Source organism: Bacillus cereus group sp. N11 (assembly GCF_016483605.1).
In the GTDB taxonomy this organism is placed as follows: domain Bacteria; phylum Bacillota; class Bacilli; order Bacillales; family Bacillaceae_G; genus Bacillus_A; species Bacillus_A toyonensis.
Window position 1 is genome coordinate 163,079 of record NZ_JAEHBN010000006.1, and the last position, 15,503, is coordinate 178,581.

Sequence of the window (15,503 nt, forward strand, 5' to 3'; positions counted from 1 at the left end):
TCAGTGTGTTACAAATGATATGGGGAGTAAGAATGCTACCAAAAATTTAACTAGAAGATAGCACGGTTTGTTCATTAAAGTTTCACTTTATCCCGCTTCAACGGGCAGTAAGACAATCGCCTTAAAATCCGCTGAATACGAGGAAGCTAGGTTGAAATCAACTGCCCGTAAAAGCCCGATTGATTTAACTAATAATTAGTGGGGGATGGACAGTCCCCACTGACTAAAGTTTCACTTTATAGTTTCACCCAAATAAACAGGTTTATTAAAAAATATGTTGTTGTATAACAAAAAACTGTTGACTGAATGCTCACTCATTATATAATGAAGGTAGGGGATAAAATTCAGAAAATTATATGTTTTTGAAGATTCTAAAAAAGAAAGAAGGCTTACAAAGAGAGGGGTAGCATAAAAATGAATAGCTTACTGATCATGAATTGGCTGGCTGCCATTGCTGTTATTGCTTATGCGGGATATTTGTTTGTATATCTTATACGAACGAGAATGGCCTACATACAATTAGGAAAAAAGATTGAATTTGACCGTCGCTTCAAAGAACGTTGGGATCTTCTTAAGGTCAATGTTTTCGGTCAGAAAAAGCTGCTGAAAGATAAAAAGAGCGGCATTATTCACGTTATGTTTTTTTACGGATTTATTCTTGTCCAATTTGGAGCAATTGACTTCGTTTGGAAAGGACTCGCACCAGGATCGCATCTTCCACTTGGACCACTATACCCTGCATTTACATTCTTCCAGGAAATTGTCACACTCGTTATATTAATCGCAGTCTTTTGGGCTTTTCATAGACGTTATGTTGAGAAGCTAGTTCGTTTGAAACGTAATTTTAAATCAGGTCTTGTTCTTATCTTTATCGGTGGTTTAATGATTTCTGTACTACTTGGTAATGGGATGGGAATTATATGGCACGGCGAGGAACTTTCATTGAGTGAACCGATCGCTTCTGCAATCGCTTACGTTTTCTCGGGAATAAATGAAACCGTAGCCATTTCAGTGTTCTATTTTTCTTGGTGGGTGCATCTACTAATTTTGTTAACATTTTTAGTCTATGTTCCACAATCAAAACATGCACATTTAATTGCTGGACCAGCTAACGTTTTCTTCGGTCGTCTCTCAAATCCAGGGAAGCTTGAAAAGATTGATTTTGAAGATGAAACGCAAGAAACATTTGGTGTTGGTAAAATTGAAGACTTTAGACAAAATCAGCTTATTGATTTATACGCTTGCGTAGAGTGTGGGCGCTGTACAAATATGTGTCCGGCAACAGGAACAGGAAAAATGTTATCACCGATGGATTTAATTTTAAAACTTCGGGATCATTTAACTGATAAAGGAGCGGCGGTAACATCGAAAGCACCTTGGGTTCCAGTAGTTGCTTTTAATAATACACAAGGAAATCAATTAGCGATGATGGCAGCTGGAAAAGGGCAGCAAGAATCAGCAGCTACAGCGCTAGCTTACGATCCGAGTTTAATCGGAGATGTTATTACAGAAGAAGAAATTTGGGCTTGTACAACGTGCCGTAACTGTGAAGATCAGTGTCCGGTTATGAATGAGCATGTTGACAAAATTATTGATTTACGCCGCTATCTTGTTTTAACAGAAGGAAAGATGGATGCGGAAGCGCAGCGTGCGATGACGAATATCGAGCGTCAAGGGAATCCATGGGGTCTGAACCGTAAAGAGCGTGAAACATGGCGCCAAGGTGATGATGAAGTAACAGTTCCGACTGTAAAAGAAAAATCAAAAGCTGGCGAGGAGTTCGAATATTTATTCTGGGTAGGTTCGATGGGATCATATGACAATCGTAGTCAGAAGATTGCGATATCGTTTGCGAAGTTAATGAACGAAGCAGGCGTCTCATTCGCGATTCTTGGTAATAAAGAAAAGAACTCTGGAGATACACCGCGCCGCCTTGGAAATGAGTTCGTATTCCAAGAGATGGCAACAAAGAATATCGAAGAATTTGAAAAAGCAGGAGTGAAGAAAATCGTTACGATTGATCCTCATGCTTATAACACATTCAAAAATGAGTATCCAGACTTTGGCTTACAAGCAGAAGTCTATCATCATACAGAATTGTTAGCTCAGTGGGTGAAGGAAGGACTCTTAAAACCTGTTCACGCTATTGAGGAGACAGTTACGTACCATGATTCCTGTTATTTAGGACGATACAACGAAGTGTACGAAGCACCGCGCGATATTTTGAAAGCAATTCCTGGTGTGAATCTTGTAGAAATGGCACGTAACCGTGAAACAGGAATGTGCTGTGGCGCAGGTGGTGGCTTAATGTGGATGGAGGAGACAACGGGTTCTCGTATTAACGTTGCTCGTACAGAACAAGCACTAGCTGTGCAACCATCCATTATCGGTACAGGTTGTCCGTATTGCTTAACGATGATTAGTGATGGGACGAAAGCGAAGGAAGTAGAAGAGAAAGTTCAAACACTTGATGTAACAGAGATTTTAGAACGATCTGTTATCGGACAGAAGAAAGAAGCAATGTAGTTTGTAAGCATGTATACAACTTTAGAAAGAGGTGCAATTATTGCACCTCTTCTCAACGCAAGGATACCGAGCGAGCGCTCGGTACTAAAAAAGAAACGGGGGAAAGAAACATGAATAAGACAGTTATTTTAAGTGCTGCAAGAACACCGGTTGGAAAATTTGGAGGATCTTTAAAAGATGTGAAGGCAACAGAACTTGGAGGAATTGCAATTAAAGCAGCGCTTGAAAGAGCAGATGTTTCTGCTAGTGATGTTGAAGAAGTTATATTTGGAACGGTTATTCAAGGTGGACAGGGGCAAATTCCATCTCGTCAAGCTGCGAGAGCTGCTGGAATCCCTTGGGAAGTGCAGACGGAAACAGTAAATAAAGTTTGTGCATCGGGACTTCGTGCGGTTACGTTAGCAGATCAAATTATTCGTACTGGTGATCAATCACTTATTGTAGCTGGTGGAATGGAATCGATGAGTAACAGTCCTTACATTTTACGAGGTGCAAGATGGGGATACAGAATGGGTAACAACGAAGTTATCGATTTAAATGTTGCAGATGGTTTAACATGCGCATTTTCAGGCATACACATGGGCGTTTATGGCGGCGAAGTTGCGAAGGAAGACGGAATCTCTCGCGAAGCCCAAGATGAATGGGCATATCGTAGTCATCAGCGTGCGGTTTCAGCGCATAAAGAAGGGCGCTTTGAAGAGGAAATTGTACCAGTAACAATTCCGCAAAGAAAAGGCGATCCTATTGTTGTTGCTAAAGATGAGGCGCCGCGTGAAGATACAACAATTGAAAAGTTAGCGAAATTAAAACCTGTATTTGATAAGACATCGTCAGTAACAGCTGGTAACGCTCCAGGACTGAATGATGGCGGTGCTGCACTTGTATTAATGAGCGAGGACAGAGCGAAGCAAGAAGGAAGAAAGCCTTTGGCGACGATTTTAGCACATACGGCAATCGCGGTAGAATCAAAAGATTTCCCAAGAACGCCAGGTTATGCAATTAACGAATTATTGAAAAAGACCGGCAAGACAATTGAAGACATCGATTTATTCGAGATTAATGAAGCGTTTGCGGCAGTAGCAATTGCGAGTACAGAGATTGCAGGTATTGACCCAGAAAAATTGAATGTAAATGGCGGCGCGGTTGCAATGGGACACCCAATTGGAGCAAGCGGAGCGCGTATTATCGTTACACTTATCCATGCACTGAAGCAGCGCGGCGGCGGAATTGGAATTGCTTCGATTTGTAGCGGTGGCGGTCAAGGTGATGCAGTGATGATTGAGGTTCATTAATTTACGGCGAGAAAACGATTCATTTATTACAGACTTATATTAAGGGGGAAGAAAGAATGGGTGTACAAAAAATAGTTGTAATTGGTGCGGGACAAATGGGATCGGGAATTGCGCAAGTATGTGCAATGGCAGGATATGATGTGAAGATTCAAGATTTAAAACAAGAGCAATTAGATAGAGGGTTAGCTATCATTACGAAAAACTTAGTGCGTCAAGTAGAAAAAGGACGCATGAAGGAAGAAGAGAAAGAGGAAACGTTAAATCGTCTTACAGTAACGCTTGATTTAGATTGTGTGAAAGAAGCTGATCTTGTTATTGAAGCAGCTGTTGAGAAAATGGATATTAAAAAGAAAATATTTGCGAATTTAGATGAAATTGCTCCAGATCATACAATTTTAGCAACGAATACGTCATCTCTTCCAATTACTGAAATTGCAGCGGTAACGAAACGCCCAGAAAAAGTAATCGGTATGCACTTTATGAATCCAGTTCCCGTTATGAAGCTTGTTGAAATTATTCGTGGATTGGCTACAGATGATGCGGTATATGAAACGATTGAAGATATTACGAAGAAAATTGGGAAAGTACCAGTTGAAGTAAATGATTTCCCAGGGTTTGTATCGAACCGTATTTTATTACCGATGATTAACGAAGCAATCTATACGTTATATGAAGGTGTAGCGACGAAAGAAGCGATTGATGAAGTAATGAAACTTGGCATGAATCATCCGATGGGCCCTTTAACGCTCGCTGATTTTATCGGTTTAGATACGTGTTTATACATTATGGAAGTGTTGCATGAAGGATTAGGAGATAGTAAATATCGCCCATGTCCATTACTACGTAAGTACGTAAATGCAGGGTGGTTAGGGCGTAAAACGGGCCGTGGTTTCTACGTTTATGAGTAAATCCCTCCTTGTATAGAGTAGTGGTCTTACCAACTTGTTAAAAGATATATAGCAAATGGAGGCGGAGTATATGAACTTTCGTTTTAATGAAGAGCAACAGATGATGAGGAAAATGGTTCGGGATTTTGCACAGAAGGAAATAGCACCCTTTGTTCCTAGCATGGAACAAGGGGTGTTCCCGACAGAGATTTTGCAAAAGATGGGTGAGCTTGGATTAATGGGTATTCCAGCGCCTGCAAAATACGGCGGCGCAGAAATGAATTTTATTTCTTACATTTTAGCAATTGAGGAAATCTCAAAAGTAAGCGCAACGGTTGGTGTAATTTTAGCTGTACATACGTCAGTTGGAATGAACCCGATTTTATACTTTGGAACAGAAGAGCAGAAGCAGAAGTATGTTTCTAAGCTTGCGGCTGGTGAATATTTAGGTGCATTCGCCTTAACTGAGCCAAATGCTGGATCAGATGCAGGGAGTTTGAAATCACGAGCTGTCAAGAAAGGTGATAATTACATCATTAATGGATCGAAAGTATTTATTACAAATGGCGGCGAAGCAAGTACATACATCGTTTTCGCTTCTACAAATCCAGATGCAGGAAAAAGTGGTATTTCTGCATTTATTGTAGAGAAAGATACGCCAGGCTTAATTATCGGAAAAGATGAACATAAGATGGGACTTCTCGGTTCTCGTACAGTTCAACTTACGTTCGAAGATATGATAGTGCCGGCTGAGAATTTACTCGGTGAAGAGGGACAAGGATTCAAGGTAGCGATGGCGAATTTAGATGTTGGACGAATTGGAATCGGGGCGCAGGCGTTAGGGATCGCGGAAGCGGCGCTCGCATGTGCGATAGATTATGCAAAGGAACGAGAGCAATTCGGGAAGCCGATTGCGGCGCAGCAAGGGATTGGCTTCAAACTTGCAGATATGGCGACAAGTGTGGAGGCGGCGCGATTACTTGTATATAGAGCTGCATCGCTTAGAGCACAAGGATTACCATGCGGTAAAGAAGCGTCTATTGCGAAGTTATTTGCTTCTAAGACAGCAGTTGAAGTTGCAATTGAAGCGGTACAAGTATTTGGCGGTTACGGTTATACGAAAGATTATCCGGTAGAGAGATTTTTCCGTGATGCGAAGATTACGCAAATTTATGAAGGAACGAGTGAGATACAAAAACTTGTTATTAGCCGTGCTTTATAAAGGGAAGAGGGGGAGACGGAAATGCATTTTAAATTATCAGAAGAACATGAAATGATAAGAAAAATGGTTCGGGATTTTGCTAAGAACGAAGTAGCACCAACGGCAGCTGAGCGTGATGAGGAAGAGAGATTTGACCGCGAGCTATTTGATCATATGGCTGAGCTTGGTTTGACAGGTATTCCATGGCCTGAAGAGTATGGTGGAATTGGAAGCGATTACTTAGCGTACGTAATTGCGATCGAAGAATTATCACGCGTTTGTGCTTCTACAGGTGTAACGCTGTCCGCGCATACTTCACTTGCTGGGTGGCCGATTTTTAAATTCGGAACGGAGGAGCAAAAGCAAAAGTTTTTGCGACCGATGGCTGAAGGGAAGAAAATTGGTGCATACGGTTTAACAGAACCGAGTTCTGGATCAGATGCTGGTGGAATGAAGACAATCGCCAAAAGAGATGGAGACCATTACATATTAAATGGATCGAAAATTTTCATTACAAATGGCGGTATTGCTGACATTTATGTTGTTTTTGCGTTAACAGATCCTGAATCGAAGCAGCGCGGCACGAGCGCATTTATTGTGGAAAGCGACACGCTAGGATTTTCGGTTGGGAAGAAGGAAAGTAAACTAGGGATTCGCTCTTCGCCAACGACTGAAATTATGTTTGAAGATTGCCGTATTCCTGTAGAAAATCTACTAGGAGAAGAAGGGCAAGGATTTAAGATTGCAATGCAAACGTTAGATGGCGGTCGTAACGGTATTGCTGCACAAGCAGTTGGTATTGCACAAGGGGCTTTAGATGCTTCTGTAGAATATGCAAGAGAGCGCCATCAATTTGGAAAGCCGATTGCGGCGCAGCAAGGGATTGGCTTTAAACTTGCGGATATGGCAACGGATGTAGAGGCTGCGCGCCTTTTAACATATCAAGCTGCGTGGCTTGAATCGGAAGGGCTTCCATATGGGAAAGAGTCAGCGATGTCAAAAGTATTTGCAGGTGATACAGCGATGAAGGTGACGACTGAAGCTGTGCAAGTATTTGGTGGTTACGGTTATACGAAAGATTATCCAGTAGAGCGTTATATGCGAGATGCAAAGATTACACAGATTTATGAAGGAACACAAGAAATTCAAAGGCTCGTAATTTCTCGTATGTTAACGAAGTAGGGGCAAAGGCGTAGGTATTTTCCTACGCTTTTTCCTTCCAAAAAATAATAGAGAGAGGTGAAGGGGATGGTTAAACATAATGTGCATGCGTCAGTAAAAGATGAAAAATTAGTTGCGTTAAGGCGTGAACAAATGATTAAAGGTGCGGTGCAACTGTTTAAGCAAAAAGGATTCCCGCGTACAACAACGAGAGAGATTGCAAAAGCGGCCGGATTTAGTATCGGAACACTATATGAATACATTCGTACGAAAGATGACGTGTTATATTTAGTTTGTGATAGTATTTATGAACATGTAAAAGAACGATTAGAGGAAGTAGTATGCACGGAGAAAGGAAGTATAGACAGTTTAAAAATAGCGATAACAAATTACTTTAAAGTGATGGACGAATTGCAAGAAGAAGTATTAATCATGTATCAAGAAGTACGGTTTTTACCGAAAGAATCACTCCCATACGTACTAGAGAAAGAGTTTCAAATGGTAGGAATGTTTGAGAATATTTTAGAACAATGTACAGAAAATGGAACATTTATATTAAATAAAAAAGAAATACAGCTTCTTGCACATAACATTTTCATACAAGGACAGATGTGGGGATTTAGACGTTGGGCGCTGCAAAAACTGTATACGCTCGAAGAATATACAGAAATGCAAATTAGGTATGTGTTGCAAGGGGCGCATATGCTTCCGAAGTAAGGAATGGAAAAATTATAATTTTATTACTATATAAAGTGAGGGTGTTCATCCAAAGCTGATTAGTAGCCTTCACAAATCAGGCGTTTACAGGTAGCGGGGCTTCCGCCTAACTTCTTTGCTCCAGCCGAATGTTGAGGCGGGAGTTTTACTGCTCGCAAATAGCGGGATAAAAGTTTCCCGTTTTTTTTGTAGCATATTTGTGCGACTTTTGTTTATAATGAATAGTATGGATTTTTTTAAGCAGACCGTTATATATAAGGTTATATTTGATGAAAGGAAGTGCCGCATAAGTGAATTTTAAGCAATATTCACCAGAAGAGCTAAAAGAATGTTCAATGATTGAAGTTGTACATAGCGTTTTAGGGGATAAAAGACAAGCAACGACATTCAACGAGTTGGTTAAAGAAATCGCTCAAGTGCTGGGACTATCTCAAGAGCAAGTTAATGCGAAACTCGCACAATTTTATACAGATTTAAACATCGATGGACGCTTCATTAATTTAGGAGAAAATCGTTGGGGACTACGTAGCTGGTACCCATATGAGCAAATCGATGAAGAAATTCTGCCTCAGCCAAAACCGAAGAAGAAACGTAAAGTTGAAGAGGACGGTTTTGACGACTACATGGAAGACGAAGATGACTTCGACGATGCAGACGGAAATGTAGAGGAAGAAGAAGTAGAAGATTTGGACAAGGTTCTTGAAGAAGAAGACGGAGATGACGATGATCTTGATGATTTAGATGAAGATGATGAAGATGACTTCGCTGAAGAAGAACTTGAGTATGATGAAACTGAAGAAGAAGAGGAAGAACTGTAGTTCTTGACTTTTCATTATCGTCCATGTAGAATCATTTTTGGGCTCTTTAAAAAAGGACGATAATACTTTTAAAGTGTAAATATAAAAGAAAATTGCTCCCTACTTGTTACTTTTTGTGATGAGGGGAGCAATTTTCTTTTTTGTTTTTTGTTTAGAATACAAAAAGAGTCTAACAATAAGATAGATACAGTGTTATCTACATACGTTGCGCTTTGCAACGGTGATTATATAACAACAAGGTAGAAGGGAGCTTTTTCATGACTAAGTATATTTTTGTAACAGGCGGTGTAGTATCGTCTTTAGGTAAAGGTATTACAGCAGCATCTCTTGGAAGACTTTTAAAAAATCGTGGTTTAAACGTAACGATTCAAAAGTTTGATCCGTACATTAACGTAGACCCAGGGACTATGAGCCCATACCAACACGGTGAGGTATTCGTAACAGATGATGGTGCAGAAACGGACTTAGACCTTGGTCACTATGAACGTTTTATCGACATCAACTTAAACAAATACAGCAACGTAACAACAGGTAAAATTTACTCTTCAGTTCTTCAAAAAGAGCGTCGTGGTGAATATCTAGGAGGAACAGTTCAAGTTATTCCTCACATTACTAACGAAATTAAAGAACGTGTATATCGTTCTGGTCGCGAAACAAATGCGGACGTTGTTATTACAGAAATCGGTGGAACTGTTGGTGATATCGAGTCTCTACCATTCTTAGAAGCAATCCGTCAAATTAAGAGCGACATCGGTCGTGACAATGTAATGTACATTCACTGTACGTTAATCCCGTACTTAAAAGCAGCGGGTGAAATGAAAACAAAACCAACGCAACATAGCGTTAAAGAGCTTCGTAGCTTAGGTATTCAACCAAATATTATCGTTGTTCGTACAGAACTGCCTGTTTCTCAAGATATGAAAGACAAGCTTGCATTATTCTGTGACATCGATACAAAAGCAGTTATCGAAGCACGCGATGCAGATACTTTATACGCGGTTCCATTATCTCTTCAAGAGCAAAACATGGACCAAATCGTTTGCGATCACTTAAAATTAGACAATCCAGCTGCAGATATGACAGAGTGGACTGCGCTAGTTGATAAAGTACGTAACCTTTCTAAGAAAACAAAAATCGCTCTTGTTGGTAAATACGTAGAGCTTCAAGATGCATATATTTCTGTTGTAGAAGCACTTCGTCATGCAGGTTATTCATTCGACACAGATGTAGAAGTGAAATGGGTAAACGCTGAGCACGTAACAGCAGAGAACGTAAAAGAATTAGTTGGTGACACAGATGGTATTCTTGTGCCAGGTGGTTTTGGAGATCGTGGTGTAGAAGGTAAAATCGTTGCAATTCAATATGCTCGTGAAAACAAAGTTCCATTCTTAGGAATTTGCTTAGGTATGCAACTTGCATCAATCGAATTTGCACGTAACGTATTAGGATTAGAAGGAGCTAACTCTTCTGAAATTAATCCTGACACACCTTATGCAATCATCGACTTATTACCAGAGCAAAAAGATGTAGAAGACTTAGGTGGTACACTTCGTCTTGGTCTATACCCATGTAAGCTTTCTGAAGAAACGAATGCTTATAGAGCTTACAGTGAGCCGGTTGTATATGAGCGTCATCGTCATCGTTATGAGTTCAACAATCAATTCCGTCCGGATATGGAAAAAGCAGGATTTGTATTCTCTGGTACAAGCCCAGACGGTCGCCTAGTTGAAATCATTGAATTAAAAGATCACCCTTGGTTCGTGGCAGCACAGTTCCACCCAGAACTTGTATCTCGTCCAAACCGTCCACAACCATTGTTCCATGATTTCGTAAGTGCTTCTATTACGAATAAAGAGAGCAAGTAATAAAAAAGCGCCTGAAATAGGGCGCTTTTTTTAATATTCGTTTAACATTTCATCAATTGTAAATTTCAATCCGTGATAAGCAAATAAGGCTATCATTAAACTTGGGAATCCGTAGCGATTACCTTCATCGTCTGGAATAAGACCTTTTAACAGTTTTGTATCAATATGTACATCTGTATATTGTTCCAGTGATTCAATACCTTCTTGAATAGCAGAGATTCCAACGATAGAGTGGCCTTCTTCTTGAAGTTTTTTTGCAATACTTACCGCTTCTTCATCTGTTGAAAAACGGCTAATAAGAAGTACACGGTCTGCAGAAGTTACTTCTGCTTCTTTATCATTTTCAAATAAACGTTTCGCTTGCTGCATTGGTTCAGCACCGAATAGTGCTTCAGCAACAACACCATCCATTTCATTTGTACCATGTAAATAAATGAAGCCATCGCCAACTAATGCTTGAGCAAGTAGACGAGCGCTATCTTCTATATTCATTTCCTCTTTTTGAGAAACTCTGGAGAAATAACCACTTAATTGAGTCGAAAAAATTTTTAACATAATGTTACTCCCTTCGTACGTGTTCGCCGGCTTTCATTATAGTGTATTTTTTTAGAAAGGTGAAATCGTAGGGTAGCATAACAAAAAAGGAAACGGTAAAATAAGAAAGAATAGGAAGGAATTTGCCAAAGAATAGCGAAAATAAATCGTTAAGATATAAGAAGCTTTAAATCTTGTATTTATACAGAAAGGTTGGGAGTTATGGAAGGGAAAATTTTAATCGTTGATGATCAATATGGCATTCGTGTGTTATTACATGAAGTGTTCCAAAAAGAAGGTTATCAGACGTTCCAAGCAGCGAATGGATTTCAAGCTTTAGATATCGTGAAAAAAGATAATCCAGATTTAGTTGTGTTAGATATGAAAATTCCAGGTATGGATGGTATAGAGATTTTAAAGCATGTAAAAGAAATTGATGAGAGTATTAAAGTAATTTTAATGACTGCTTATGGAGAGCTTGATATGATCCAAGAGGCAAAAGATTTAGGAGCTTTAATGCACTTTGCTAAACCATTTGATATTGATGAAATTCGTCAAGCGGTGAGAAATGAGCTTGCTGTAGAGGCGTAAAAAATGAATTTTTTATAAAAAATATGGAAAAAAGCGTTTACATGGACTATTGAGCAGGTGAATACAGTTGAGTTTTTGAGTACAAGTTGTTATCCTATTGAGTGTAGAAAAAAGTCCGGTATGTAAATATACATATTTTACCTTATTCTGGTCATACTACCAGCGATAAGAATTTATCGGATACAAAAAACGTTTTTTAGGAGGATTCACCATGCCTTTAGTTTCTATGAAAGAAATGCTAAACAAAGCACTAGAAGGAAAATACGCAGTTGGTCAATTCAACATGAACAACTTAGAGTGGACTCAAGCTATCTTAGCTGCTGCGGAAGAAGAAAAATCTCCTGTAATCCTAGGTGTATCTGAGGGTGCAGCTCGTCATATGACTGGTTTCAAAACAGTTGTAGCTATGGTTAAAGCTTTAATCGAAGAAATGAACATTACTGTTCCTGTAGCGATTCACCTTGACCATGGTTCAAGCTTCGAAAAATGTAAAGAAGCAATCGATGCAGGTTTCACATCTGTAATGATTGACGCTTCTCACCACCCATTCGAAGAAAACGTTGAAACTACTAAAAAAGTGGTAGAATACGCACACGCTCGTAACGTATCTGTTGAAGCTGAGCTTGGAACAGTTGGCGGACAAGAAGATGATATCATCGCTGAAGGCGTAATTTACGCTGATCCTGCAGAGTGTAAGCACCTTGTTGAAGCAACTGGCATCGACTGCCTAGCTCCAGCTTTAGGTTCTGTACACGGTCCTTACAAAGGTGAGCCTAACTTAGGATTCGCAGAAATGGAGCAAGTTCGCGACTTCACTGGCGTACCTTTAGTATTACACGGTGGTACTGGTATCCCAACTGCTGATATCGTAAAAGCTATTTCTTTAGGTACTTCAAAAATTAACGTAAACACTGAGAACCAAATTGAGTTTACAAAAGCTGTTCGTGAAGCATTAAACAAAGATCAAGAAGTTTACGATCCTCGTAAATATATTGGACCTGGCCGCGAAGCTATCAAAGCAACTGTTGCTGGTAAAATTCGCGAATTCGGTTCTAACGGTAAAGCGTAAGAATAAAATTCCGTTTTGGAAACCGTCTAGTCTTTTAGACGGTTTCCTTTCGTTGTATAATGAAAGCGTGAACAAGTCTAAAGATTTTTATCATTTCGTTTTTGAAATAGAAAATAATGTGCATAGTCCTATTAATAAATGTGATAACGTATCTAAATTGATAAATTTTGCTCGATGAATAGTTAATCTTTATCTATTCGGAATATAGGAGAAATGGAGATAATGGTTTCCTATTTATTGAGTTTTGGGATGGAAAGAGTGATTGAGATTGTTAAGGGGAATCTTCTAATTCTTTTTATAAAGAATTTAGAAGGTAAATACATTCACAAGAAGGGAGCTCAATATGGAAAAATTGCTAATTGAAGGCGGAAGAGCTTTAAATGGAACAATTCGAGTGAGTGGTGCGAAAAACAGCGCTGTTGCACTAATTCCAGCGACAATTTTAGCAGATACTCCAGTAACCATTGGTGGAGTTCCTAATATTTCGGACGTGAAAATGTTAGGAGACTTACTAGAGGAAATTGGAGGGAAAGTAACATATGGGCAGGAGGAAGAGATGGTAGTCGATCCTTCTAACATGGTTGCGATGCCTTTACCAAATGGAAAAGTGAAAAAGTTGCGTGCTTCTTATTATTTAATGGGTGCGATGCTTGGTCGTTTTAAAAAAGCTGTTATTGGGCTTCCAGGTGGATGTCATTTAGGACCGAGGCCGATTGATCAGCATATTAAAGGGTTTGAAGCGTTAGGTGCACATGTTACGAATGAACAAGGTGCTATCTATTTAAGAGCAGATGAATTGCGCGGGGCACGTATTTATTTAGACGTTGTTAGTGTAGGGGCTACGATTAATATTATGCTAGCAGCTGTCCGAGCGAAAGGTAGAACTGTTATTGAAAATGCAGCGAAAGAACCCGAGATTATTGATGTAGCTACATTGTTAACAAGCATGGGAGCACGCATTAAAGGTGCTGGTACAGATGTAATCCGAATTGATGGTGTGGACTCACTGCATGGTTGTCACCATACTATCATTCCAGATCGTATTGAGGCTGGTACGTATATGATTTTAGGAGCGGCATCAGGAGGAGAAGTAACAGTTGATAATGTTATTCCTCAGCATTTAGAGTCAGTTACTGCAAAGCTAAGAGAAGCTGGTGTTCAAGTTGAAACGAACGATGATCAAATTACAGTGAACGGTAATAGAAGGTTAAAAGTAGTTGATATAAAAACGCTTGTATATCCAGGTTTCGCAACAGATTTACAACAGCCGTTTACGACGCTTTTAACAAAGGCGCACGGGACGGGAGTTGTAACGGATACAATTTACGGCGCTCGTTTCAAACATATTGATGAATTACGTCGTATGAATGCACAAATTAAAGTAGAAGGTCGTTCGGCAATTGTAACTGGTCCTGTTTTATTACAAGGTGCAAAAGTAAAGGCGAGTGACTTACGAGCTGGGGCTTCGCTTGTTATTGCAGGATTAATGGCGGATGGAATTACAGAAGTAACCGGACTTGAGCATATTGATCGAGGTTATGAAAATATAGTAGACAAGCTTAAAGGGCTTGGTGCAAACATTTGGCGAGAACAAATGACAGAGCAAGAAATTGAAGAGATGAAGAACGCATAAGTGATACTTCCGCAAGTGGGGAGCGAAGTATCACTATTTGCGGAAGTACACTTTATAGAAAAATAAAGTTCACAAAATACGGCAGAAATATAAAGGCTTAAAGGAGAGGGATTATCGTGGAAAGAAGTTTATCTATGGAGTTAGTACGTGTAACAGAGGCTGCAGCATTATCATCAGCGCGTTGGATGGGACGCGGGAAAAAGGATGAAGCAGACGGTGCAGCAACGTCTGCTATGCGTGATGTATTTGATACAATTCCGATGAAAGGTACAGTTGTAATTGGTGAAGGTGAGATGGATGAAGCGCCAATGCTGTATATCGGAGAGAAATTAGGTACAGGGTATGGCCCGCGCGTAGACGTTGCAGTTGATCCTTTAGAAGGGACAAACATTGTAGCAGCTGGCGGATGGAATGCACTTGCCGTTATTGCAATTGCAGATCATGGTAATTTGTTACATGCTCCTGACATGTACATGGATAAAATCGCGGTTGGTCCAGAAGCAGTTGGAGCCGTTGATATTGATGCCCCTATTATTGATAACTTACGTGCAGTTGCGAAAGCAAAAAACAAGGATATTGAAGATGTTGTAGCAACAGTTTTAAACCGTCCACGTCATCAAGCAATTATCGAAGAAATTCGTAAAGCTGGTGCTCGTATTAAATTGATTAACGATGGAGATGTAGCTGGAGCAATCAATACAGCATTTGACCGTACAGGTGTAGATATTTTATTCGGTTCTGGTGGGGCTCCTGAAGGAGTATTAGCAGCTGTCGCATTAAAATGTTTAGGTGGAGAAATCCACGGAAAGCTTCTTCCTCAAAATGAAGCTGAATTAGCTCGTTGTAAAAAAATGGGTATTGAAGATATAAATCGTATCCTTCGTATGGAAGACTTAGTAAAGGGTGACGATGCAATCTTTGCAGCAACAGGTGTAACAGACGGAGAATTGTTACGAGGCGTTCAATTTAAAGGTAGCGTTGGAACAACACAATCTCTTGTTATGCGTGCAAAATCAGGTACAGTACGTTTCGTAGACGGACGCCATAGTTTAAATAAAAAACCGAACTTGGTTATTAAATAAAAAGTGCAAGCGGCTCGTTCAGAATGGAAGAAGCAAAGCTACCGACCATTCTAGTTGTTAAAACTAGATTAAATAATAAGCGAAGACAAATTTTCTTGTCTTCGCTTATTGTATTTGTGTCCCAACG

At 39.8% G+C, this 15,503-nt stretch carries 12 protein-coding genes and 1 pseudogene; 12 read left to right on the forward strand and 1 reads right to left on the reverse strand.

Features of this window, described 5'->3' with window-relative positions:
* The first annotated feature begins 414 nt into the window (after window positions 1–414).
* The 8 genes and pseudogenes from JDS98_RS12105 to pyrG all read left to right on the forward strand — a co-directional run bounded on the left by JDS98_RS12105 (window position 415) and on the right by pyrG (window position 10,467).
* Window positions 415–2,526 carry a (Fe-S)-binding protein gene (locus tag JDS98_RS12105; RefSeq protein WP_199633915.1) on the forward strand — a complete coding sequence of 704 codons (2,112 nt, stop codon included), beginning with the start codon at window positions 415–417 and terminating at the stop codon, window positions 2,524–2,526.
* Window positions 2,527–2,535: 9 nt separating this feature from the next.
* Window positions 2,536–3,818 (forward strand): annotated as a pseudogene (locus JDS98_RS12110) (acetyl-CoA C-acetyltransferase).
* Between the two features lie 56 nt (window positions 3,819–3,874).
* Complete coding sequence (locus JDS98_RS12115) at window positions 3,875–4,726, forward strand: 3-hydroxybutyryl-CoA dehydrogenase (protein ID WP_000538854.1); 852 nt, start codon at window positions 3,875–3,877, stop codon at window positions 4,724–4,726.
* A 70-nt stretch (window positions 4,727–4,796) separates the two neighbouring features.
* Window positions 4,797–5,927, forward strand: a complete 1,131-nt coding sequence (locus tag JDS98_RS12120) for an acyl-CoA dehydrogenase (protein ID WP_199633916.1) — start codon at window positions 4,797–4,799, stop codon at window positions 5,925–5,927.
* Window positions 5,928–5,948: 21 nt separating this feature from the next.
* Window positions 5,949–7,088 carry an acyl-CoA dehydrogenase AcdA gene (gene acdA, locus JDS98_RS12125; RefSeq protein ID WP_000545536.1) on the forward strand — a complete coding sequence of 380 codons (1,140 nt, stop codon included), beginning with the start codon at window positions 5,949–5,951 and terminating at the stop codon, window positions 7,086–7,088.
* Window positions 7,089–7,154: 66 nt separating this feature from the next.
* Window positions 7,155–7,784 (forward strand): TetR/AcrR family transcriptional regulator, encoded by a 630-nt coding sequence (locus tag JDS98_RS12130; protein ID WP_000238592.1) that lies wholly within the window; start codon window positions 7,155–7,157, stop codon window positions 7,782–7,784.
* Window positions 7,785–8,074: 290 nt separating this feature from the next.
* Window positions 8,075–8,602, forward strand: coding sequence for a DNA-directed RNA polymerase subunit delta (gene rpoE / locus JDS98_RS12135; protein ID WP_061529768.1), 528 nt, complete (start codon window positions 8,075–8,077; stop codon window positions 8,600–8,602).
* A 257-nt stretch (window positions 8,603–8,859) separates the two neighbouring features.
* Window positions 8,860–10,467 carry a CTP synthase gene (gene pyrG, locus JDS98_RS12140; protein ID WP_000170441.1) on the forward strand — a complete coding sequence of 536 codons (1,608 nt, stop codon included), beginning with the start codon at window positions 8,860–8,862 and terminating at the stop codon, window positions 10,465–10,467.
* A gap of 30 nt (window positions 10,468–10,497) precedes the next feature.
* Here the strand turns inward: pyrG and JDS98_RS12145 are convergent, their stop codons facing one another.
* The gene (locus JDS98_RS12145; protein WP_000912396.1) at window positions 10,498–11,022 is read right to left on the reverse strand and encodes a DUF2529 domain-containing protein; all 525 of its coding nucleotides are present in this window, start codon (window positions 11,020–11,022) and stop codon (window positions 10,498–10,500) included.
* A gap of 201 nt (window positions 11,023–11,223) precedes the next feature.
* Between JDS98_RS12145 and spo0F the strand changes: the two genes are divergently transcribed.
* The 4 genes from spo0F (at window position 11,224) to glpX (ending at window position 15,376) form a co-directional block, all read left to right on the forward strand.
* Entirely contained in the window at window positions 11,224–11,592 is a 369-nt protein-coding gene (spo0F, locus tag JDS98_RS12150) for a sporulation initiation phosphotransferase Spo0F (protein WP_000398594.1), read from the forward strand.
* Between the two features lie 211 nt (window positions 11,593–11,803).
* A complete protein-coding gene (locus JDS98_RS12155) occupies window positions 11,804–12,661 on the forward strand; it encodes a class II fructose-bisphosphate aldolase (RefSeq protein ID WP_001131849.1) in 858 nt (285 codons plus the stop codon).
* A gap of 343 nt (window positions 12,662–13,004) precedes the next feature.
* On the forward strand, window positions 13,005–14,294 hold the full coding sequence (gene murA / locus JDS98_RS12160; protein ID WP_000413255.1) for a UDP-N-acetylglucosamine 1-carboxyvinyltransferase: 1,290 nt from the start codon (window positions 13,005–13,007) through the stop codon (window positions 14,292–14,294).
* Between the two features lie 116 nt (window positions 14,295–14,410).
* Window positions 14,411–15,376, forward strand: coding sequence for a class II fructose-bisphosphatase (gene glpX / locus JDS98_RS12165; protein WP_000442336.1), 966 nt, complete (start codon window positions 14,411–14,413; stop codon window positions 15,374–15,376).
* The last annotated feature ends 127 nt before the right edge of the window (window positions 15,377–15,503 follow it).